This is a genomic window from Commensalibacter nepenthis, from assembly GCF_029953305.1.
In the GTDB taxonomy this organism is placed as follows: Bacteria; Pseudomonadota; Alphaproteobacteria; order Acetobacterales; family Acetobacteraceae; genus Commensalibacter; species Commensalibacter nepenthis.
Window position 1 is genome coordinate 136,289 of sequence record NZ_JASBAN010000001.1, and the last position, 25,013, is coordinate 161,301.

Sequence of the window (25,013 nt, forward strand, 5' to 3'; positions counted from 1 at the left end):
TACCTATCTACTTTGCCATAAGTTGTACATGTTCAACGATAGGACCTAATACCAACGTAGGAACGTAAGTAAGAGCCCCTATAATCAGTACGATACAAATGAGTAATCCTATAAATAATGGAGAATGAGTAGGGAGCATGTTATCATTAAAAGGAATACGCTTTTTCATTGCGAAAGCACCTGCAATAGCTAACATAGGAATAATAACACCAAAACGGCCTGCAAACATTGCCAACGCTAATAAATAATTATAAAATTGACTATTAGCAGATAAACCCGCAAATGCACTTCCATTATTATTAACTGCAGAGCTAAAAGCATATAATATTTGTGAAAAACCATGTGTTCCAGGATTAGAAATACCTGCAATACCTTGAGGAACAATCGTACTTATTGCTGTAAATATGAGTATAATAAAAGAGCTTACTAACATTGCTAATGCAATCAGCTTCATTTCTTTTGGTTCAATTTTCTTACCTAAATATTCTGGTGAACGACCAATCATTAACCCTGCAATAAACACAGTCAGAATAATAAAAATCAACATGCCGTAGAGACCAGATCCAACACCACCAAATACAACTTCACCTAATTGCATTAACAACATTGTCACACCGCCACTTAATGGCATCAATGAATCATGCATATTATTAACTGCACCACAAGATGCTGCTGTTGTTACAGCTGAAAATAGTGCCGAACCAGAAATACCAAAACGTAATTCTTTGCCTTCTATATTACTACCTGTTTGTAAGGTTGATGTTGTAGTATCGAACGATGTGCTTTGCCAAGCAGGATTTACTTGCTGCTCTAACACCAACAGACTGCTTGCAAAAATGATAAATAAAATAATCATAGCTACATAAATTGCTAACCCTTGTTTTTTGTCCCCCACAAGATGGCCAAATGCGATACATAATGCGGCAGGGATTAAGAAAATGCATAGCATTTGAATAAAATTAGTTAATATATTTGGGTTGGAAAAAGGGTGTGAAGAATTGGCATTAAAAAACCCACCACCATTAGTGCCAATCAATTTAATTGCCTCTTGTGAAGCATTAGGTCCCATAGCAATCACTTGCTTACCGCCCTCAAGCGTATTGATCTCTAAAGGTGGTAAAAAATTCTGAATTACCCCTTGGCTTATAAAAATAAGACTAACAATAATTGATAAAGGTAGTAATACATAAAAGACAATACGCGTAATATCTATCCAAAAATTACCTAGTTTATGGGCTGTTTGGCTGTAACTACTAATCCCTCTAATTACAGCAAAAACTACAGCAATCCCAGTTGCAGCAGATAAAAAATTCTGAACAGTTAACCCAAGCATTTGAACAAGGTAACTAACCCCTGTTTCTCCACTATATGCTTGCCAGTTTGTATTTGTTACAAAACTAACTGCTGTATTAACGGACAAATCCAAATTAGGTGCAATAGCTTGATTTTGATTAAAAAATAAATAAGGTTGTAGTAATTGTAAAAAAACTAATATCACAATGCCTAATACGTTAAATAAAACAACACTGAACGCATACTGTTTCCAGTTCATTTCTTGATTGTTAATCCCTGAAATTTTATAAATAAAATTCTCAAAACAACTAAGAACCTTAATTTTATTTCTAGATACAGCTATATAAGCTAGATATCGCCCTAATGGAAAAGCCAATAATGTTAAAGTGGTTAATAATAATAAAATTAAAATAATTGATTGTATTGTCATTTAAAAATCCTCCGCACTATAGAGAACATAAATTAAATAACCCAGTAAGCTAATTGCTAATAGCAACGCTACGCTTAATAAAATTGACATGCAAAAAGACTCACTAAAATATTTTTACTGAGTCAACAGTAAAGAAATTTATATAAAAAAAATGTAAAAATAACTATGCAAAATATAAAAAAAGTATAAAAAGTAACTTTACATTCATAGTATAATAAATTCTTTAAAATATTCTCATCAAAGTTAATCTTTTATAAGGAATACCTACAGAGGTCTTGTTGCAAATAATGTTTTGAACTTAAAAGTTGTAAAATACCCTTTTGCGCAATTAGCAGTCTTGTCGCAAATATTGAATGGTGCTGTGATTAGCCATAAAGCTAGCTAATTTAGACGGGTATATTATTATTTAGACCGAATATGCTTTGAATGAGTTTTATTTGTTCGTTGATTGTCCATTTTCCTTTAAAACCCAGTCCTTTTTTAATCCAGAGAATGGCCTCATATCCTTTGAGTGTTTTTCTTGCTGTATGAAAAGATTGAAAACAGCCATTTCTTGGTATACCCCTCTTTAACCTGAAATGATCATTTTCTATTCCCTGTTGTAAGGATTTTTTTGTTTCATGAACGCAGTGATTGGGAAGGATATACTCATTCTTCATGGTCTGTATGGTTTTTGGAAACGGTAATGCTTTATCTGTTCCAATATGAGTGGGTGCAAATAGACCATCTTTTTTAAACGCCTTTCTAAAGAAACGTTGTGCTGCTTTGATATTTCTTTTAGCTGTTAATAAGAAATCAATAGCAGTTCCATTCTTATCAATGGCTCTATATAGATACTTCCACTGACCTTTTACTTTGATATAGGTTTCATCAATCCTCACCTCACCACAATGAGGTTTTCTATAGCTTCTCAAACGTTTTTCTAATAGAGGAGCATAGCGTAATACCCAACGGTTTAACGTGCTATGATCTACATTTATCCCACGTTCTAAAAACAATTCCTCAATGTCTCGATAGCTAAGACAATAGCGTAAATACCAGTTTACCGCTTGTATAATCATCAATCCATTAAAATGACGACCTTGGTCTTGTCGCAAAGTTTTTAGTTTAGTGGTTTTTAATATTATTTCTGCAAAATAGAATTTTTTAATTTATTGAATTATATAGATATTGTATAATAACTAATACTAGTAAAAACTTAAAATTTTATAAAATTTAAACTTTGCGACAAAACCGTAGGAATTGATCGCGTTATTTACAGTGATATGGAATATTACTGTAAATAACATGCATAGAAAAACGAAGCTTACACTGTATCATCGAGAAGAGATATGGCGATTACATCATCAAGAGAAAGTCACGGTAACGGATCTGGCTAAGCGTTTTATGGTCAGCAGACCTACGATTTATGTTGTATTAAGGCGTGCTCGGTTGCAATTATTTGTGCCGATGTCCAGCACAAATGAGCGTTATAAAGTGATCAAATATGGCATTAAACGCCTTGCTAAGATTGAAAAAACACTTGAGGACAAGCTCAGACGGCAAGCCAAAAAATATAACAAATCTTATCCTGGGGAGATGGTGCATGTCGATACAAAACGGCTTCCTTTGTTGAAAAATGAGACTAAACAGCAAACTCGGGAGTATCTTTTTGTAGGTATTGATGATTTTTCTCGAGAACTCTATGCAGGGATTTACAACGATAAATCTCAGTTTAGTGCAGCTCAGTTCCTACAAGACGATGTGCTGGTTCAATGCCCTTATATGATCGAATGTGTTTACTCTGACAATGGCAGAGAATACCAAGGAACGCTTGAACATCTGTTTGTTAAATCTTGTTATACCAATCGGATTAACCAGAAATTTACCAAGCCGGCTTGCCCTCAAACCAATGGCAAAGCAGAGCGCGTCATTCGCACACTCATGGAAATGTGGCATGAGCGTGAATTGTTCGTCAATGCTCAAGATCGAAAGTTAAAGTTGAAACGTTTTATTAATTATTATAACACTGTTAAACCCCATAAAGGCATTCAAGGAAAAACACCCTATGAGGTCTTAGATGGTTATTTTAAACAAAATCTGTAAACAACGCGACCAATTCTTACATTTAACAGGTTAAACTCAATAAAATCAATTTGCGACACGACCAAAAAATAGCTTTATTAACTCAGAGAATTTGTGTAATTTTTTCTAATAATAAAACTCTAGCATTTGGCAATGGTTTATTCTTTAGATTGAAAACACGTTTTTCTAAAAAATACCCCGTCATCATCAGTCCATCTTGCCAATCTTGATGACTACCTTTGTCACTTTCATCAATAAATAACTTAGGAAGACGAAGTAAACGAGGTTTCCACTCGCCTGCCATTTCCTCTGTTACGACTTTTCCTGTTTTAGGAGAAACCCAGTAAGAGGCATCGGTGCCATACTCTTTGCAAACAGAAAAATCCAAGCCATACCCAAGCTCTGCCAGTAATAGAACCTCCCAACGAAGAAGTTGCGGGAATGCTTTTTGCTCTGCTTCTTGAGGGTCTAAACTTAAAAAAGTCAGTATCTTAAATAATAACCGTGCAATATCTGGAACAGATTGCCTTTCTATCAAGCTCCCTTCTGCAACTGCACAAATCGAGGATAACATAGAAAATGCAAAGGGGAACGAAGACAAAGAGGCAAAATTGGCTCTCACTAATTCACCTTTAAAATGACCTAATTGATCTGGTAATCTTGCAGACCATTCAGCAGCGACAAAATTGCCCATTTGCCAAATAGAGGAATTTTTACGAGCCCCCATTGCTCGAACCAAACCACGATATAATCCTTGATCTAAGGACAAAAGACTGACAATTCCATCAGTTTCACCATAATATCGTGTAATTAAAATAATAGAAGGAGAAGACCATTCAAGCATGAATTCCCTCTCCTTTCTTTAAAAACAGATTAGCCTTTAGCAGCTTGAGCAACTTCAGCAGCAAAATCTGATTCTTCTTTTTCAATGCCTTCACCAAGATGGAAGCGTTCAAAAGCAACAAGCTTAGAACCGCTTTTTTCAACAACAGCTTTTACTCTGCTTTCGCCATCATGAATCCATAATTGTTCAAGTAACACAACTTCTTCATAGAATTTGCGAATACGACCATCAATCATTTTTTCAATGATATTATCTGGTTTACCAGAAGCACGCGCTTGTTCAACAAAAATTGCTTTTTCACGTTCCAAAGCATCTGCTGGAACTGCGCTTGTATCTAATGAAATTGGACGAACCGCAGCAACTTGCATTCCAATCTTACGACCTAAATCTTCAAGATCAGCAGATGCTGCTGGTGCTTCAAGAGCAACCAATACCGCAATCTTACCAACGGTTGGGCGTAATGCACCGTGAACATAACTCCCTACAACACCAGAGCCAACTTCTAAGACACGCACACGACGAATGGTCATGTTTTCGCCAATGGTGGCGATCAAAGTGGTTAGGTTTTCAGCAACGGTTTTGCCATTTGCCATGGTTGCATTTTTCAATGCTTCAACATCATCACCTGTTGTTAATGCAACTTTTGCAGCATCTTCGACAAATTGTTGGAATTGTTCGTTACGTGCAACAAAGTCTGTTTCAGCATTAATTTCAACAACAGCAGCTTTATTGCCTGCAGTTGCAACACCAACAAGACCTTCGGCAGCAACTCGACCTGATTTCTTAGCAGCCGTTGCAAGACCTTTTGTACGCAACCAATCGATTGCTTCTTCGATATTACCAGCGGTTTCATTCAGTGCTTTTTTACAATCCATCATACCAGCACCGGTTTTTTCGCGTAATTCTTTTACTAATGCAGCTGTAATCTGTGCCATAATTGTCCTCTTTATTAAATGCAGAAGCGTCTCGATGAATTCGAGACGCCAATTTATCACTATTTAAACAAAGCCTTTGACTTTATCTGTATCAATTCAAAATTCTGATAACTATGATAATTAAGCTGGAATTTCTGATGTTTCTTCGATAGAAATAGTTTCCATCATCACTTCAGGAGGCAACTCTTCTGAAGCACCAAAATCTTGACCAGAAGCACCAAGTTCAGCAGAAATACCGTCTAGTACAGCACCAGCAACCAACTCACAATAAAGATTGATAGAGCGTAATGCATCGTCGTTTCCAGGAACAGGATAGGTAATTCCTGCTGGATCAGAGTTACTATCCAAAATAGCAACAACAGGGATACCCAATTTATTTGCTTCTTGAACAGCTAATTTTTCTTTGTTGGTGTCAATAATGAAAAGAATGTCTGGAAGACCACCCATTTCTTTAATACCGCCCAAAGAGCGTTCCAATTTTTCACGTTCACGTGTTAATTGCAGCACTTCTTTTTTGGTCAAACCAGCTGTATCCCCATCAAGGGTTTCTTCAACATGGCGTAAACGTTTAATAGAATTGGTAATTGTTTTCCAGTTGGTCAACATACCACCCAACCAACGATGATTTACATAATATTGACCACAACGTTTTGCAGTTTCAGCAACACTTTCTGCTGCTGTACGTTTTGTTCCAACAAAAAGAACACGTCCACCATTAGCAACAGTATCACGAACTGCATTTAATGCGCGATCCAACATAGGAACGGTTTGTTGCAAATCGATAATATGAACCTGATTACGAACCCCAAACAAAAATGGAGCCATTTTTGGGTTCCAACGACGGGTGTGATGTCCAAAATGAACACCAGCTTCTAATAATTGACGTAAGGTAAAATGTGGCATCGCCATTTGACGTGCTTCCTTTCTTTCTGGTTAAACCTCCGTAAAGCGCCGATCCATATTTCAGTCACCAGTGGCAAAAACTTTACGTGTGAATTATCGATCAATCTCGATAGAGCTTATATGAAAGAATTTTAAGGAAAAATCAAGTGATTATTTGCGCAATAATTTGATTACACAAGTTTATTAAAAATATTATAATAGATTAACGGTAGGTACATATACTATTGATAATAAGGCGACCAATTCCTACAAATTAAGCTGCCAACTTTGTAACAAAGAAAACCTAAAGAGCAATCATCAAGCACTTCGCAAGCATTTTGAAAAAATCTTACCCAAAGAATTTGACTTTACGGTCTATCCACAATTTAATGCTCAGACTCTTCAGGACATACACCCTGATATTTCTCAGCTCAATAAGTTAGATTGATATATAAACAATGTCTGCAAAGCTACAAGGTATTATCTTAATCCTCCTCGGCACGATCAGCTATGGATTGCCAGCTTCTTTAATTAAACTATCTAAACAAGACGGCATCACCGAAGCCAATATTCTATTTTTTCAATTCTTTTTTGGCTGCTTTGCTTTGGGCATATTCTATTTCTTTAGTAGCAAGAAAAACAAACCTAATGAAACAACATTAGATCACAGCGCAAAAAAGCGTCTTATTCTGTCTGGCACTGCGTTGGCATTAACAAATTCATTTTATTTCACATCCCTAGAATATGTTTCCGTTGCCATTGCAGCTGTGATGTTGATGCAATCAGTATGGATTACTTCCGTTTTAGATTTTATTTTCAAAAAGATCGTCCCTAGCCCAATACAAGTGATCTCTATCATCATGGTTTTATTAGGGACAATCCTCACTGCTAATCTTATCAGTTCCAATATTGTTATTTCCCCATTTGGATTATTCCTTAGCTTTATGTCTGGCGTTTGTTATGCGGTCACGATTATGGTTACGAATAATCTAGCCCCTCAAGCCTCTGCATTTGGCAGGTCATTTTATATCTCATTAGGGGCATTTATTGTGATTAGTATACTTTGGGGATGGTCTATTGATTTTTCTATCATTCCATTATCTTTAAAATGGGGAATAATAATCGCTTGTTTTTCCATCGTCTTGCCGTTGTTACTGTTCGCACAAGGTATGCCCAATATTACAGCAGGAATTGGAGGTGTTTTATCCGCGTTGGAGTTGCCTGCTGCAATAATATTTGCCTATTTTATCCTTGATGAACATATCAACTTATTACAATTTGTTGGGGTTCTTCTTATTTTCGCAGCAATTAGCAGTGTTAATTTAATCGATGAAAATTAATTGACGTATAAATTTCAAAAAACAATCACAATACCGTCATAAAATATACATAACGGTATTGGATTATTCTCTTATCTAACTAAAAATTCAGTGTTGTTCCAAGCATTCCATTTACACCATGACTATTTAACCCAGCACCATAGTAATCCGCACTGATATTAAACGACCACTGCCCTCTTTTGGCGGTTAAATGTGCGCCTGCTTTATAGATATTGGGGCTGTTAAAGGCTGAATATTGTTTAACACCCATTCTATAAACTGTTCCGTACTGATTAACGCTAGCATTGCTTAAAATACGTTCATATCCCAAATTGACCCCAGGCATAAAACTCCATTGTCCAGAGTGCAAAGGATTAAAGTTTATATCAATATTGGCTACTAAACTGGGTTGGATTTTATCATATTTAGACATATTTAATGCCAGCTCGCTCCCTTTCTCACGAACACGACCTAAATGTAAACTGGTTACTTGCATACCAACTGAAGGGTCAATCGTAAATGATTGTGCTTTGAACAACCATCCAGCCATAGCACGACCACTATAGTAAGCACCGCTAGTATTCCCATTGGTTGTGCCAAACCCATTTCCTAATTGGCGTTCACTTTGATAATTAATATAACCGATATTTGCTTGCGCCCTTATCCATGCACCTGAATTATCCAACCCTCTAAATGCATAATTTCCACCCAAAGTCACAAAGCCACTATTCGTCGTAACACGACCACCATTACTGCTCACATTCCCATAATTATATCCAAATCCACCATTGACGGATAAATTCTGATTAAAGCGATGTGTTAAGCCAAAAACTGTTCCGCCTGTATATTCATTGCTGGAATTAAAACCATTTCTTGAATCTGTGCTAAGGTAATTACTTAACCCTTGCATCCAAAACGCAGTTTCTCCTTTTTTCATTCCTCTGCCTGTTGTCAAGGGCATTAACATGTCATTCATTTTAGAAGGTTGACGCAATAAATAACTCGCTGCATCCGCATAGACTTGCCCGCCAACACGCATTTCTAAACCGTTCAACGTTCCTTGATCGATTGCGGATTGAAGGTAATAATTATAATTCGTATAAGCTCCTGATAAAGCCGTCCCTTGCAATGCATTTAATAGATTTGCACCAGAGGCAGCATTGCCTTTAAAGTTTTCTTGACCAGGCAAAGTTAAATAACGCACCATTTTTCCACGCAATACATAGATAGTGGCTTGATCCAATCCCAACCCTTGTTTAAGATAATTATCCATCGTGCCATAAGTTTGGGCAACTTGATCAAAACCCGCTTGCAGCCAAGATTGATCCACAGACATGATGGTTCGATAAGATTCTTGCATAGATGCTGGTAATTTTGCCACCGTTGCATTAATACGCGAAGCCGTATATGCATTGGTTGCCAAATAATTTGATACGATATCCTGTTTATCCATGCCTGCAAGAGATTGTAACACTGCCGCAGTCCACCCTGTGCGATCTTTGCCAGCTGTACAATGGAATAACGCCGCAGAATCAGCATTTGCGAGTATTCTCAACTCAGTCCCAAAACCAGATCTGGCGTAAGGATCTGTTACAAAGTTACGCTCTGTTTGTTGCATCATACTATTGATCTGGTCTTTGTTTAAACTACCATAATCTAGGGTAACAGCACTATTTTGATTCCCTATAATATCGACATGATAATAAGAAGTATTCGGAGCAAGCGTATCGGGTGTTGCTGCTATTTCCAAATCGGTTCTTAGGTCAATAACGGTGCCAATATTCAATTTTTCCATTACACTAAGGTCATTACCAACAGGTGTAATTGCATTTGAACGGTAAAATACCCCTGATCTCATTACGCCATTATGAGCGGTTGTATAAGCGGTATCAACCCCCGCAATATCGCGGAAATTATCCATTCCTTGCAATCTTGGTGTATTTAATTGCGTTGTTTGTGCAAAGGCAATATCCGTAACGGAAAATAACGGGGCCATGAATAATAGGCTAGCAATACAAGAAGAGGATAGAAAAGAAAACTTTACGTTCATAATAAAACCATCGTTATAAGTAAAAATTATACCCATTGGTTTAAAGAATAATTTTAATAAATAACAATGAATAGAATGTTAAATAATCATTAAAATTTTATTATGTTACGAATATCATATTAAAAATAATATTTACAGTCATTCTAAGTTATAGATTGATTATGTTAGAACTTAAAATGATCTGTAAACAATAAAAATTGTTACTCTACTTTAGATAACAATGCTTTGTCACAACCCGAATTTTTACATTCTCTTTCGATTGATTTCAACAAAGAAATCCGCTTTTCCATTTTATCATTAACACAATCCAAAGTCACAGTTCCACCATTAGAACATTCACTATCACGAGCTCTGATCCATTGAATTTGTGCCTTTTTAACGTCTTTCTTTTGATCGGCTGTTAAAACTTTAATTGTTTTGCCATATTGATCGTTAATCTCTTTATCTAACTGAGTCATTTTTAAAGATGCACAATATGTTTTATCATAAGCATTAATTGGGTTGCCACAACTCAAAGCAAACACTGCTGGCGCAAACGCAAATTGTGCCAATAATCCGGCAATCAAAAGAGTCTTTTTAATCATCATCTATTCCTTATTTATAAGATGGCTTTGTTTATTTCTTTATATTTAACAAAACACGCTCTTTTTTTACCTGTTCGACCGTCACATGTCCATTTCTATTTCCAAAATGTGCAATCACATAATTAGCAATATCCGCAATATCCTGATCGCTATAACCATCTTTGAAACCAGGCATCGAAAAAGTTCCCAGTCTGGAATCTTCTAACATCGAACCTTCTAAAATAACTTTGATTAAATTGGTACCTTGAGTCAGGGTTGCTGTTTTGGATCCCCACAGGCTTTCATATTCTCCTTGGCGTCCTGCCCCGTTATCCAAATGACAACTAGCGCATAATGCTGCAAATAATTGGCTTCCATGACTGTGGCTTGGTTCTGTATTTTGCAATTCTTGGACTGAAATACTTGCTGCTGATTCTCCTTTTTCTTGAGCTGGTAAAGAACGTAAATAGATAACCATAGCACGGATATCCTCTTGACTGAGATGCGATAATCCAGAGTTTATGACCTTGGCCATAGGACCAACAGCAGCACCATGCCCTTCAACATATCCTTTGGATAAATATTGTTGCAAATCTTTGTCACTCCAAGAACCAATCCCCGTATCCCCATCGGAGGAAATATTATAAGCAACCCATCTATTAACTGTTGATCCTGCATAATTAACAGTTTTCCCCTTTGAACCATCCACAGAAGAATGACAAGAAGCACAATGTCCTGGTCCTTCTACTAAGAATTTTCCCCTATTCCACTTAGCAGATTTTTGGTCATCCTCTATAAGGCTGTCACTTGAATTATTATTTCCTTTTTCAATAAAAGTTGCATTGCTTTCAGGAACTTTATAATTAACAGCAGGTTGCTGATCTAAATAGGCTTTGATCGCCAATATTTGATCTCTATTCATTAAACGATAAGCAGAATATGGCATAATGGGATTCAGAGATCTTCCTTTGGCACCAACACCATCCCGTAAAGCACTTACAAATTCATCATCCGTATAACGACCAATGCCTGTTTCTGGATCAGGCGTGATATTGGAGGCATAAACAGTCCCTTGATTTTTGGTCTGAAAAGCCTTGCCTCCAGCTAAAGACTGTCCTTTATCTGCGGTATGGCATTCCCCACAACCTGAAGCATAAAATAGATATTCGCCTGCTTTAATTTGGACTTGTTTGGGATCAACATGCACTTCATCTGCAAAAACTTGTTGCAAAGGCAATAATATTGTGGCGAATATTAACCCTTTTGCAAGCGTTTTTTTAGAAAAAATGTTATAAAATTTAACCATTTAACCACTCTAATCATATCATATTATTTGTATGAACTCGGATATTCAATCGCATTAAGTATTTTATCAGAGTTTAGATTTTCCGAACATTATTCCCAATAATGCTGCTGTTGTACCAACTATTCCGCCAATGACTGCCCTATTAATACCAAGGGACTGCCAATTATCTATAAGAATAATGCCATTTTTAGTATAGGAATGCCCTAATACCATCCCTTTGAATATAAAAAAACCAATACCTACTCCCCAAAAAGCCACAAAAGATACCTATTGAACGAATGATTTTACCATTCGTTTTTTTACTTTTAGATAGCATAGGGCTCTCCATCTTAATTAAGAGGTCGAACAACGATACGGAATTCTACCACCAAACTAAGTCAAATATTTATTTAACGGTAAGCTATATAAATTCCTATCCAAAATCGATCCCAAGGCATGAGCCAATGCTGGCGCAGCAACAATTGTTCCCAGCTCTGCTACACCTGAAGGGGCTTCATTACTTTTGACAATATGCACTTCTACTTGTGGTGCTTCGTTCATATGTAATGCACGATATTGGTTAAAGTTACGTTGCACAATTTGCCCTTTGTTAATCTGAACTTCATTATACAAAGCGGCCCCCAATCCAAAAATAGTGCTGCTTTCTATTTGTGCTGAAATCTGATCTGGATTAACAGCCAACCCACAATCCACCGCAACAATAACACGATGTAGACGCACCACAGACATTACCGTTATTTCAGCCTCGACTACCATTGCAATATAACTGCCAAAAATATGTGCCATTGCAAAGCCTCTGCCAATATCCTTGAGAGGTTCAAGTTCCCATTGCGCATGTTGAGCAACCATGTCGATAACTGCCATAGCACGCGCATCTGGCTTTAACAATTTACGATATTCTATAGGGTCTTTTTGAGCTTTCTTCGCACATTTATTAATAATAGATTCCACTACGAAAATATTGCGAGTAGCCCCATTACCTTGCCACCACCCCGGAATAATTGATTGAATATCACAATTCGTATAATTCAATTGATACTGCGGAATTTGATAAGGAAGACTATCAATTCCCAATAATAAATCAGGATCCATTCCTTCTTTGGATAATAATGTTTTATCCCAGATTGCCGTTACAGAGGGACCAATAATATGATGTTTGACTGCTGTTAATATACCATCCGCATCTACCCCAGCTTCAACTTGGTCTAAATAAGGTGGGCGAACATGATCTTGGGCAAAATCTTCCTCTCTCGACCAAACACATTTTAAAGGATAAGAGACTTTTTGTGCAACTCGAACCGCTTGTAAAATATAATCATCATCTAAACGACGACCAAAGCTGCCACCGACAAAAACAGTATGCAAATATATATCTTTTGCATCCCTTTTTAATAATGCTGAAATTTTATCTCTTGTCCATAGAGGCGTTTGTGAACAAGACCATATTTCGCACTTATTTTCTTGAATATATATCGTGCAACTTAATGGCTCCAATGCAGCATGCAACAACATCGGTTGTCGGTAAGCCATTTTATAAATATGACTGCTTGCGTTTAAAGAAACTTCAATTTTTTCAGATTTATTACTATACCCAATAATGGCTTGCTGTTCATCAGCTTGATCTAATTGCTTATAGATACTCTCTGTTGTTGCAACTCCATTAGCACCATAATCCCATTCAATTATTAATTGCTTTGATGCTTTTAATGCAGTCCAATAACTATCCGCAATAATACAAATAGCATTCTCCAGAGATACTATATCAATAACATTTTGAACCTGTTTAGCATTTTTATCGTCAAGATGCGCCAATTTCCCCCCAACAACAGGACAAATAATCATCAAACCCGTTTTTATCGCAGGCATTGATGCATCTTTAAAAGTCACATCGGTTGCGTAAATTGCTTTTCCTTTAACTTTTTCAAGCGTATCCACCCTTGGTTGTGACTTTCCAATCAAACGATAGGTATCTGGTTTTTTTAATGGAATATCTTTTGGTATGGGTAAAGTATATATATCCTGTAAAAATTGTGCATAAGGCGCTTGTTGACCACTTGCTGCGTAAATCTGTCCTGCTTTTACATGACATTGATCCATATTTATTTTCCAAGATTGTGCAGCAGCTTGAATGAGCATCGTACGTAATATTGCTGCTGATTGTTGCAAAGGCAGCCAGTCTTTTTGAGTGGATCCAGACCCCCATGTAATTTCAGTGACTTCCCCTTTGACAATATATTCTGGGCTTGGCAACGCAGCATCAACTTTGATAGCTGACAATTCAACTTCTAATTCTTCAGCTAATAGCATCGCTGCCGCTGTGTAAATACCCTGCCCAAATTCAATATCTGGAATGTGGAATAATATTTGATTGCTCGGAGTAATTTCAATATATGCGTTATGATATCCATTATTAAAAGGCGTATTAACAGAATGATGTAAATCACCCTCTGATCTAGATACTCCAGTTTTGTCTTGCGCTTTTGCCAAAAATGGCAAAGACACACCTAAAACCAATGCACCTGTTTTCGTGAAAAAAGCACGTCTGGATAATTTACTCATCTTCTGTGCTCCCTATCGCTACTTTAATCGCATTTCGAATACGCTGATACATACCACAACGACAAATATGCCCTGACAAAGCGCGATTAATTTCCTCTTTGCTTGGTTTTTCTTTTTCATGTAACAAAGCAATAGCGGTCATAATTTGACCTGGTTGACAATATCCACATTGCGTTGGTTGTTTTTCAACCCAACCGTCTAATATTTTTTGCGCAATGGGATCTCTATCTAACCCCTCAATCGTAATTACTGATTTATCACCAATAGACCCTGCTGGTACAGAACAAGAGCGAACAGGTTTATCGTCTAAATGCACCGTACAAGCACCACATTCACCGATACCACAGCCATATTTGGTGCCAGTCAGTCCCATTACATCCCGTAAAACCCATAATAATGGCATGTCTTCAGAAACATCTAAACGCACTATTTTATTATTAATATTTAATACAACCATTATGCTATAAATCTTTTTAAAGTTGTATAAGGCAATTAAGCATAAAGGAAAGTTTGCACTTTCCTTTATAAAGCATCACCTTATGATATGAACTTTATTGAAAAGGATCTTCTTCGATATCTGGTTCAGCTTTAGGCTTGTTTTTTTGCTGAATTTGATCCTCTTTCTTCTGCTTATTCTTTTTGCCCTCATTCGCACCAGAAGTTGCATCAAGGGGTTTTTCTATTGCAAGAGGGTTATATTCTAACAAAAGAACATCATTTTCAACAACATCATCTTCCTCGGGACGATGACGTGCATAATCAATCTGTATCAAATTATGACGAACAATAGAATATTCAGATATTAATCGTTTAAATACATCTACAGGCATTGTTAATAAATAACCAAAACGTAAAGAACGATAAATTGATGCTGTTCTTTTCTTATTAGCAATAATCTCTTTGGCACCCAATATATCGCCAGCACCAAAGGTAAAAACTTTATCCTCTACATGTGTTTCGAATAATCCGTTACTGATAAAGAACACATTTTTAATCCGTTCCGCACGTGAAAAGATCGTCTCACCAGGAGAAACAAAGTAAATAGACATCGACATCGAAATATCATACAAAACAGCTTGCGGCACACCTCTTAAACAAGGAAGCTCTTGCACACGTTGTTCAATACCACTTTTAAGATTAAACTTCAGGGAACGATTATACCGCGCAAAACGTTTTTCAACAGCTTTTTCTAGCTCTTGATGCAGTTCTTCACTAATTAAAGTTTCGGTATGCAAATCATCATATTCTTCACTCTCGAACCGCAACGCAACCATTTGCAAGAAACGTGCTTCCAAAGCCTCGATATATCCTTGATAATGCATTCTCATCGTTTCCAAAGAATCATCCAGCATACGGTTTTGTCTGTCCAAAACCTCAGAAACAATATCCGCCACACGAGATCCCAATGTCGGTTCAATTTTACGTTTAACAAATCGAGTTAATGAAATAGCAACAAACCTTGAAATCAAAAGAATTTCAAATCGTTCCATCATACAATACATCAAAGGGCGATCAATATGTAATTTACGATGAATACTTTGAGCCATACGAAAACGCAAAGGCGGATGTAATCGTTTATGCATTGCCTTAACATATCCATAACGCCCATCTTGCCAAGCACCATCAACAGCAGCCTCGGCAGACCTTAACAAAGTTTCCATCACCCTTCTGGGCAACCCCTGCATACGGAATAAATCGAGTAAAATAGAGCGCTCTTGTGCTGCAATCGTAATTAATGCCAGTGTAATTCGTTGACGATTACCCAAAGCCGTATCAAACGTATTGGCTTCTTGCTCGTCTTCTATACGACGTTCAAGACCTTCAATGACATATCCTGTAATACGATTGGTAAACCCAAATTCATTGGCAGTGCGCCTTGTTTTATCGCGAACTCTTCCCAAACCAATACCTAGGATTTGATGGCGCACAGCCTGATCGATAGGAGTTAGTTCATTTAACCTGAAATACACAACCACTGCACGTAACGTTGTTCCATTCACCAATAACGTGATGAGTACGAACCCTGTTGCAATAATTCCAACAAAATGAGAGATCGGCGTTGAAACAAGTTCATTTTCCGTCACAGCCAATGCCAATGCCAGTGTAATCGCACCACGCAATCCCCCCCAAACCATTGTGGCTTTAAAAGGTGTTGGAATAGGCGGTGAAATTTTTGTTGCTGCTAGAATAGGCAGCATTCCAAAAACAACAACGGCACGTGCAGCCAACCCTGCAATCGTGGCGATCAAGATTAATACACAATCCCATTTGGTCATCCCAATCAGCAAACGTGGTACTAACATAGATGCTAAAACAAATAACAAAGACCCAGCCCAGAAAACAATTTGTTGCCAGATCTCGTTTAAAAAACGCCAAGTTTGAGGGCGAAATGTGGATGGACCATACGCAGAAAGCGTCAGCCCCGCTGCTGCTGCTGCAACAACACCAGAGAAACCAATAATTTCATCACAAACAATATAAGAAATATAAGGCAAAGCAACGGTCAACGTAATTTCAGCTGCTCGTCCAGAAGTCGACCCCAATGCAACGATCATCCATAAAGAGAGACGCGCAAAAATAAAGCCAACAACCACTGCTCCAGCAAAGGAGACTAAAATACTAAGCGCAGAGCTCATTAAATGAACCTCTTTATGCGCAATGATGGCTGCTGTTAACGTAGAGAAAATAGAAATAGCTGCTGCGTCATTTAATAGGGATTCACCTTCAACCAAACGCGTCAATCGTGTTGCTGCACCAATTTCTTTAAAAATCCCCGCAACCGCAGACGGATCCGTAGTCGCGACAATAGAGCCAACCAGCAAACAAACGATCAAAGGCATTCCAGAAAACGGATATAAAGCCAGTCCAATCATAGCTGTTGACAGCACCACCGCCACAATAGCCAATAATAAAACAGTACCCATTTCATGATAAAGTCGTCGAACATCGATCGCCAATCCTGCTTGGAACACCAAGATTGGCAAGAAAATCAAAAGAAATCCCTCACTATTGATTGGGAAATCTAATAAAACCTCTGCTGCGGTATCAAAAATATAAACATGAGAGCTATGCAGGACAATATCTGCAACCCCCCCTAATATAATTCCTACTATCGCCAACAACACTGTTTCTGATAACTCAATACGTTTAGCCAAAGGCTGAACCGCACTGACGATGACTAAAAGGATGGCTGTTGCTAATAAAACAGTAGCCAGACCAGTAACTGGCATATTAGCCTCTCTCCGCTTTAAATAATTAATATAATGTTTGTGTTTTATAAAATGTATTATAAACAGAGAAATCATACAAATGATCTGTTAAATTAAATCATGATGATGTTATACAATGTTCGGTTTTGAAATTATTTCCTTGCTTAAAATACCTTTTCAGTTTGCTTGTATATCATATTTTATACATAATAAGAATTATAAATTTCATTACAAACTATTTCATAATTTTTTATAGCAAAATAAATTGAATAATTCGCGTTTATAGATTATCGATCGAACTCTTAAAATATATTCCCAATTTTAAACCTAAATATCCCTACTCATCTTAGATGATATAGGGATACTTGATTATGAATTATGCTATTTTTTTACTGGGCTCTGACTTTAAATCAAATCCAATCACTTTGGCATATTCCGTTGGAACCACATGCCAGAAATGTTGCAGCGTGCTTTGCCATTCATGTAATAATGACATCGCATAATGGCTTTCGGTTTCCTTGGCATGACATTCTATATGTCCACGCAAGACTTCTTCCCATTTTGGATCAGAAATTCGTTGCCACATTAAGGTTTCAGAATTAACGCATTTTTCAAATTGAGCATGAGGATCATAAATAAAAGCCATTCCCCCTGTAAACCCAGCACCAAAATTCACACCAATTTCACCCAGAATAACAACTATTCCACCTGTCATATACTCACATCCATTGGCACCACATCCTTCAATCACAGCTGTTGCACCAGAGTTACGAACCGCAAAACGTTCACCCGCAATCCCAGCCGCATATAACCGTCCAGACGTTGCGCCGTATAAAACTGTATTTCCGATAATCATATTATGTTGAGAAATTAGCTTTGTCTCAGGCACTGGGCGAACAACAATGGTTGCACCAGAAAGCCCTTTACCCACATAATCATTTGCATCTCCAAAGACTTCTAGCTTTAATCCTTGAACCGCAAATGCTCCCAAAGATTGACCCGCAGAACCGCTAAGACGCACAGTCAAATGATCTTCTGCCAGTCCTTTCATACCAAAACGACGGGTAATATTAGAAGAAATCTTCGTCCCAATAGCACGATAAGTATTTTGCACATTATAACGCAACTGCATTTTCTCACCATGCTCAAACAGAGGTTGAGCATCAACAATCATTTGCGCATCAAGCGTTTCAGGCACCTCGTTACGGCCTTCGCGTGTGCAATATCTTTCATACGGACCTGCATCGACACGAGCCAGTAATGAGTTCAAATCCAAATCATCAAGATAAGAAGCACCACGTAATACTTGTCTTAATAAATCAGTGCGTCCAATAATTTCTTTTAACGAAGAGAAACCAAGAGAGGCAAGGATATTACGCACATCTTCAGCAATGAAAGAGAATAAATTAATAACGCGATCTGCACCATCATGAACGAATTTTTTACGTAGCTCTTCATCTTGAGTGCATACACCGACTGGGCAAGTATTTGAATGACATTGACGTACCATAATACACCCCATGGCAATCAAGCTGAGTGTTCCAATACCAAATTCTTCTGCGCCCAACATGGCTGCAATCACAACATCACGACCTGTTTTAATTCCACCATCAACACGTAACGTAATCCGATGACGTAAACGGTTCAGCATCAATACTTGATGTGCCTCTGCCAAGCCCATTTCCCAAGGAATACCACCATATTTAATCGATGTTTGTGCAGAAGCCCCTGTGCCGCCATTATGACCTGATATTAAGATTGTATCTGCTTTTGCCTTAGCAACCCCAGCAGCAATCGTTCCAATTCCAGAAGATGCCACCAATTTTACCGCAACCGTTGCATCAGGATTAATTTGCTTTAAGTCATAAATAAGCTGTGCCAAATCTTCAATCGAGTAAATATCATGATGCGGTGGAGGAGAAATCAAGGTCACCCCAGGCACAGCATGACGTAACTTCCCAATCAATTCTGTGACTTTGAATCCTGGAAGCTGACCACCCTCACCTGGCTTTGCCCCTTGAGCAACTTTAATCTCAATTTCACGACAATTATTTAGATATTCAGCCGTAACCCCAAAACGTCCAGAGGCAATTTGCTTAATCGCAGAAGACGCATTATCACCATTCGGACGGGGTTTATAACGACTTGCATCTTCACCACCCTCACCAGAGTCAGAACGTGCGCCAATACGATTCATCGCAATCGCCAAAGTCTCGTGTGCCTCTGGGCTTAACGCACCCAAAGAAATACCAGGAGAGATCAAACGCCTTCTTAATTGGGTAATATTTTCAACGGACTCAACAGGAATAGGTTTATTCGAAGATTGGAAATCCAATAAGTCACGTAATGCCATCGGAGGCTGTTCTCTAATAGCCTCCAAATATTTTTGATATAAAGGCCAACTGTCTTTTTCAACGGCTTGTTGGATTAATTTAATCACATCCCCATTCAACGCATGTTTTTCACCTTGTTGACGCCATTTATATAACCCACCAATTGGCAAGATTTTGACATTTGGATCCCATGCTTTTTCATGAAATGTACTAACATTATGAGCAATCCCTGACAACCCTATTCCTGAGATACGAGACGACATTCCTGGGAAGAACTCTGCCACCAAAGCGCGAGACAACCCAATTGCTTCAAAATTATATCCGCCACGATAGGAAGCAACGACAGAAATCCCCATCTTTGCCATAATTTTAAGCAAGCCTTTATCAACCGCTTTACAATAACGTTGCATGGCTTCACGCAAAGAAATATCACCAAACAATCCTCTTTTATGACGATCGGCAATACATCCTTGCGCCAAATAAGCATTTACGGTGGTTGCGCCAACACCAATTAACACAGCAATAGAATGAACGTCCAATGTATCCGCTGAACGCACATTTAATGACGTGAATGTACGTAAAGACTGGCGCACTAAATGCGTATGTACCGCTGCCGTTGCCAAAATCATTGGAATTTGTGCAAGCTCTTTATTTTGCTTTTCATCAGTTAAAAATACGTGAGTACATCCAGCACGAACAGCTTCCTCAGCTTCTAAACAAATCCGAGCAATCGCATCACGCAACCCTTGCTCTCCTTGAGCAACAATAAAATTACAATCAATCGTGACGCCCGTTTTACCACAGAATTCTTGTAATGCACTGAATTCACTCGTTGTCAATACAGGGCTTGATAATTGTAACATCCGACATTGTTCAGAAGTTTGATCGAGAATATTTCCCAAATTCCCTAACCGTGTGCTGAGGGTCATCACTTGGGTTTCACGTAAACTATCGATCGGTGGATTGGTGACTTGACTAAACCGTTGGCGGAAATAATGGGACAATCCACGATAACGATCGCTTAACACCGCCAATGGCGTATCATCACCCATCGAGCCAATCGCCTCTGAGGCAGTTTCAACCATTGGTTGTAAAACAGTCTCTAGATCTTCGATGCTAATCCCAACCGCTAATTGCCTTCTACGCAACTCTTCTGAAGGGAATAAATGAGTTTCATTTTCCTGATCCCTCACGATCGACGTGATTTGCTGAGTATTTTTCACCCATTCACTATAATCATGACTTTGCACCAACATATCAGTAATATCGTTGGGTTTATATAATTTGCAGGTTTGCATATTAAACCCAATAGTTTGCCCTGGTCCCAAGCGCCCTTTTTCTAATACTTCTGGTTCAGGAACACGTACCATTCCTGTTTCAGAACCTAAAATCATTAGATTATTGGTTGTGATTGTATAACGCAAAGGACGTAAACCATTACGATCCAACCCTGCAATGACCCAGTTTCCATCCGTTCCACATAATGCAGCAGGACCATCCCAAGGTTCCATTACCGCATTAGAGTAACTGTACATATCTTTCACTTTTTGGTCTAAGTGATTTTGCATCCCCATTGCAGGTGGTATCATCAATGCCTTGACTGTTGGTGCATCGCGCCCAGCAAAAGTCAATAACTCAAACACGTTATCCAAAGCCGCTGTATCTGAACCATTAAACTGAATGACGGGTTTTAAATCAGCCATATATGCATCAAGATCAGGATGAGACAAACGTGTCTCGTGGCTCTTCATCCAATTAATATTTCCTGATAAGGTATTGATCTCACCATTATGCGCTATTTTTCTGAAAGGTTGTGCGAGTTTCCAAGTTGGAAATGTATTGGTTGAATAGCGTTGATGATAAATCGCAAAGCGGCTAACAAAACGTTCATCCAATAAATCAGGATAGAAATCAGCCACATTTTCAGCCAAGAACATTCCTTTATAAATCACAGAACGACAAGACAAAGAACAAATATATAAATCTACATGGCTTTCAGTAGCACGTTTCTCAATTTTACGACGAATAATATATAAATTACGCTCGAATTCTTCTTCTGAATGATTTTTCGTATTACTGATAAGGATTTGTTCGATTTCAGGACGTGTTGCATTCGCTTTTTCACCAATACAATCAGTATTAATCGGCACTTGCCGCCATCCATAAATCGAATAGCCAAAAGCAATAATTTCAGTTTCTACAATCTGACGGCAACGTTCTTGACTGGCCAAATCATTTTTGGGCAAGAACACCATTCCTACCGCTAAGCCACCTTCTTTAACATGATGATGACCGCTACGAATAGATTTTAAAAAGAAATCTTGAGAAATTTCAACATGGATCCCTGCACCATCGCCAGTTTTACCATCTGCATCCACAGCCCCTCTGTGCCATAATGCTTTCAATGCCGTTAAACCCGCTTCAACAACATCACGGCGTTTTTTACCATCCAGCGCAACAACAAACCCTACACCACAAGCATCATGCTCTTGATCCTGAGAATATACCCCTACACTCTCAAGGATTGCTTCGTTTCTTTTTCTATCTTCAATAAAATTAGTATCACTCATCTGTTTATCCGCCTATAGATGATAAAACCTTGCCATTCTTTGGGCTGGCTTTTGTTAACTGAATAATTTGTTAAGATTGTTTCTATGAAACAAAATTATTGTCCTTTTAACCATTTTGCAATTTGCAGTGCTGCATCTTGACCATCCCGCACTGCCCAAACCACCAAGCTGGCACCACGGACAATATCTCCCCCTGCAAATACACCATCTATGGAAGTCATAAATTTCTGCCTATCTACGCTAACCGTTCCATATTTAGAAGCACTCAAATTGCTTTCATTCCACAAGGATGATAAAGGTTCTGGATCAAATCCAAGTGCCTTAATCACCATATCTGCGGGCAATGTAAAATGGCTATCTTCGATAACTCTGACACTTTGACGTCCTCCTGCATCAGGTAGTCCCAACTCTGTTCTTAATGCACGAATAGACTCAATTTTTTCACTACCAATAAATGCTTCTGGTGCTGCTTGCCAAATAAATTCAACACCTTCTTCTTCTGCATTTTTAACTTCACGCATAGAACCTGGCATATTGGCTTTGTCACGACGATATAAACATTTAACTGATTTCGCACCTTGACGAATGGCTGTACGTAGGCAATCCATTGCGGTATCGCCACCCCCAACAACAATTACATCTTTCCCTTTGGCATCCATATCGGATGAAAGCACCTGATTTGTTTGTTGTGAAGCCATCAAATAATCCAATGCCTGAACAACTCCGTTTAGATGGCTACCTAATAATTTAACTTCTTTTTTCTGATACACACCCGTCGCAATGAAAACAGCATCATGTTTCTGACGCAAATCTGCAAAAGAAATGCTTCCTTCACCTGTATGATCGGCAATATTTACATTGAAATGAAAAATAACACCAGACTCTTCAAGCCATTTTTGACGTCTCGCAACGATTTCTTTTTCAAGTTTAAAAGTTGGAATCCCATAGGTCAGCAATCCGCCCGCCCGATCATAACGATCGTAAATGTGAACTTTATATCCTTTTTGACGCAACACCACTGCCGCAGCCATTCCACAAGGACCAGCCCCCACAATCCCAACAGATTGCGTGTGTTCTTGTACAGGCACAACAGGTTGAATTAATCCATTTTCAAACGCATGATCGGTAATATATGCCTCAACAGCACCAATAGTTACGCTTTTAAACCCAGGCTCGATTACACAACTACCTTCACATAACCTATCTTGTGGACAGATACGACCACAAATTTCTGGAAAGCTATTGGTTTCAGACGAAAGCGCATAGGCTTCTTCTAAACGATTTTCAGCAGTTAATTTCAACCAATCAGGAATATAGTTGGATAAAGGGCATTTTGTTGAACAAAAAGGAACGCCACATTGTGAGCAACGACTGGCTTGTGTTTTGGCTTGTTCATCTGAAAAACGACGGTAAGTTTCCAAGAAATCGGTTTTTCGAATTTCTGCTGGTCGTTTTTCAGGTTGCTGTTGATCGAGAGAAATAAATTTTAACATAACATTAGGCATAATAGTACCATCGCCTTTACGATTACAAACTCAATGATACCTAATCGTTTATTCTATTCTTCACTTAAATAAAAGACAGTAATGCTGACCTATTATTAAAATAATTTAAAAAAGATTATTTTAATAATATTTTATTGCTCAACTCGACGCTGTAAACGCTTTAGCTCAGTAAAATCACTGATTGATCTATAACAATAAAGATAAATAGGAGCAATCATTTCTATTGATTTTGGAACAATTCCCAATGCTAACAGCCCATTTTCGTTCTGACTTAGAACAGAATCATACTCCATCATATTAAATAATGCAGGTGTCATAATAGCACCCGGCATAAATTGCAATGTAAACCCCATCAATCTTATCAAAACAGGACTGAGCCCACTCACATCATTTCCAGTTCTAAGCCATTGCACTAACCAAGTCATTAACTCACGATTAGTATAAGATTCTGCGCCTGCAATTTCATATATTTTTCCACTACATTCGACTTTCTGCACAACGCTTATAACCGCATCGGCAACATCACCCGCATAGATGGGTTGTAATTTGGTATTCACATTATAAGTAGGCATAATCGGAAAATAACTAGCAATTAGAGCCAATTTATTTAAAAATTGATCTTCAGGTCCAAAAACAACACTGGTACGTAAAATTACAGCGGATGCAAATGCTTGTAAAACTGCATCCTCAGCTTTTTTCTTGCTAACTAGATACGCAGAGCGGCTATCTAATGCCGCACCCAGTGCAGAAAAATGAATTAATCGCTTTACCCCAGCAGCAGCACTAATTCGTGCTATATTTTGAGCAGCTTGTACATTATGTAATTCAAGTTTAGCTTTATTTTTTCCAAAAGCAAATCCAGAGATATTAACAACAATTTCTGCACCTTCAATCGCACGAATGATCGTGCTTTCTTTTTTAACAGAACAATAAAGAGGTGTAATATGTCCAACATTGCCAAAAGGTCTGATGGTATTGACCAATGCAGGCTGAGGAACAGCAACACGAACAATATACCCCGCCTTGACCAATCGTTCTATAATATAGCCTTCTACGAATTGATTATTTCCAATAACCGTTGCGACTTTACGTGTATCACTCACTTAGACACTCCTTTAAACATATCTCACAAGATTTAACTCTTAACGTTC

17 protein-coding genes are annotated in these 25,013 nt (G+C 38.0%); 2 read left to right on the plus strand and 15 right to left on the minus strand.

The features are described 5' to 3' along the window. Positions 1-7: 7 nt before the first annotated feature. On the minus strand, positions 8-1,723 hold the full coding sequence (gene kdpA, locus QJV33_RS00615) for a potassium-transporting ATPase subunit KdpA (protein ID WP_281461492.1): 1,716 nt from the start codon (positions 1,721-1,723) through the stop codon (positions 8-10). Positions 1,724-2,109: 386 nt separating this feature from the next. Further along, positions 2,110-2,850, minus strand: coding sequence for an IS6 family transposase (locus QJV33_RS00620; RefSeq protein WP_408869660.1), 741 nt, complete (start codon positions 2,848-2,850; stop codon positions 2,110-2,112). Positions 2,851-3,010: 160 nt separating this feature from the next. On the opposite strand from QJV33_RS00620, the gene QJV33_RS00625 reads away from it, so the two are divergent. After that, positions 3,011-3,808 (plus strand): integrase core domain-containing protein, encoded by a 798-nt coding sequence (locus tag QJV33_RS00625; protein WP_281461494.1) that lies wholly within the window; start codon positions 3,011-3,013, stop codon positions 3,806-3,808. A gap of 82 nt (positions 3,809-3,890) precedes the next feature. Here QJV33_RS00625 and recO read toward each other — a convergent pair whose 3' ends face one another. From recO to rpsB, 3 genes are all read right to left on the minus strand, one after another. Beyond that, on the minus strand, positions 3,891-4,631 hold the full coding sequence (gene recO, locus QJV33_RS00630; RefSeq protein WP_281461495.1) for a DNA repair protein RecO: 741 nt from the start codon (positions 4,629-4,631) through the stop codon (positions 3,891-3,893). A 29-nt stretch (positions 4,632-4,660) separates the two neighbouring features. Continuing rightward, entirely contained in the window at positions 4,661-5,566 is a 906-nt protein-coding gene (gene tsf, locus QJV33_RS00635) for a translation elongation factor Ts (protein WP_281461496.1), read from the minus strand. A gap of 120 nt (positions 5,567-5,686) precedes the next feature. Continuing rightward, positions 5,687-6,475: a 30S ribosomal protein S2 gene (gene rpsB / locus QJV33_RS00640; protein ID WP_281461497.1), complete on the minus strand. Its 789-nt coding sequence runs from the start codon at positions 6,473-6,475 to the stop codon at positions 5,687-5,689. Positions 6,476-6,906: 431 nt separating this feature from the next. On the opposite strand from rpsB, the gene QJV33_RS00645 reads away from it, so the two are divergent. Beyond that, the gene (locus QJV33_RS00645) at positions 6,907-7,788 is read left to right on the plus strand and encodes an EamA family transporter (protein WP_281461498.1); all 882 of its coding nucleotides are present in this window, start codon (positions 6,907-6,909) and stop codon (positions 7,786-7,788) included. 79 nt (positions 7,789-7,867) lie between these two features. Here the strand turns inward: QJV33_RS00645 and QJV33_RS00650 are convergent, their stop codons facing one another. The 10 genes from QJV33_RS00650 to QJV33_RS00695 form a co-directional block, all read right to left on the minus strand. Continuing rightward, positions 7,868-9,817: a tyrosine-protein phosphatase gene (locus QJV33_RS00650; protein WP_281461499.1), complete on the minus strand. Its 1,950-nt coding sequence runs from the start codon at positions 9,815-9,817 to the stop codon at positions 7,868-7,870. Positions 9,818-10,017: 200 nt separating this feature from the next. Continuing rightward, positions 10,018-10,401 (minus strand): lysozyme inhibitor LprI family protein, encoded by a 384-nt coding sequence (locus QJV33_RS00655; RefSeq protein WP_281461500.1) that lies wholly within the window; start codon positions 10,399-10,401, stop codon positions 10,018-10,020. A 31-nt stretch (positions 10,402-10,432) separates the two neighbouring features. After that, the gene (locus tag QJV33_RS00660; protein ID WP_281461501.1) at positions 10,433-11,686 is read right to left on the minus strand and encodes a c-type cytochrome; all 1,254 of its coding nucleotides are present in this window, start codon (positions 11,684-11,686) and stop codon (positions 10,433-10,435) included. A gap of 66 nt (positions 11,687-11,752) precedes the next feature. Beyond that, complete coding sequence (locus QJV33_RS00665; protein ID WP_281461502.1) at positions 11,753-11,944, minus strand: hypothetical protein; 192 nt, start codon at positions 11,942-11,944, stop codon at positions 11,753-11,755. Positions 11,945-12,058: 114 nt separating this feature from the next. After that, positions 12,059-14,245, minus strand: a complete 2,187-nt coding sequence (locus QJV33_RS00670) for a xanthine dehydrogenase family protein molybdopterin-binding subunit (protein ID WP_281461503.1) — start codon at positions 14,243-14,245, stop codon at positions 12,059-12,061. Further along, complete coding sequence (locus tag QJV33_RS00675) at positions 14,238-14,702, minus strand: (2Fe-2S)-binding protein (RefSeq protein ID WP_281461504.1); 465 nt, start codon at positions 14,700-14,702, stop codon at positions 14,238-14,240. Before QJV33_RS00675 ends, QJV33_RS00670 begins: the two co-directional genes overlap by 8 nt. A gap of 94 nt (positions 14,703-14,796) precedes the next feature. Beyond that, complete coding sequence (locus tag QJV33_RS00680) at positions 14,797-17,475, minus strand: cation:proton antiporter (RefSeq protein WP_281461505.1); 2,679 nt, start codon at positions 17,473-17,475, stop codon at positions 14,797-14,799. A gap of 355 nt (positions 17,476-17,830) precedes the next feature. Then, on the minus strand, positions 17,831-22,357 hold the full coding sequence (gene gltB, locus QJV33_RS00685) for a glutamate synthase large subunit (protein ID WP_281461506.1): 4,527 nt from the start codon (positions 22,355-22,357) through the stop codon (positions 17,831-17,833). 95 nt (positions 22,358-22,452) lie between these two features. Beyond that, positions 22,453-23,862, minus strand: coding sequence for an NAD(P)-dependent oxidoreductase (locus tag QJV33_RS00690; protein ID WP_281461507.1), 1,410 nt, complete (start codon positions 23,860-23,862; stop codon positions 22,453-22,455). Between the two features lie 131 nt (positions 23,863-23,993). Continuing rightward, entirely contained in the window at positions 23,994-24,965 is a 972-nt protein-coding gene (locus QJV33_RS00695; protein WP_281461508.1) for a complex I NDUFA9 subunit family protein, read from the minus strand. Between the last annotated feature and the right edge of the window lie 48 nt (positions 24,966-25,013).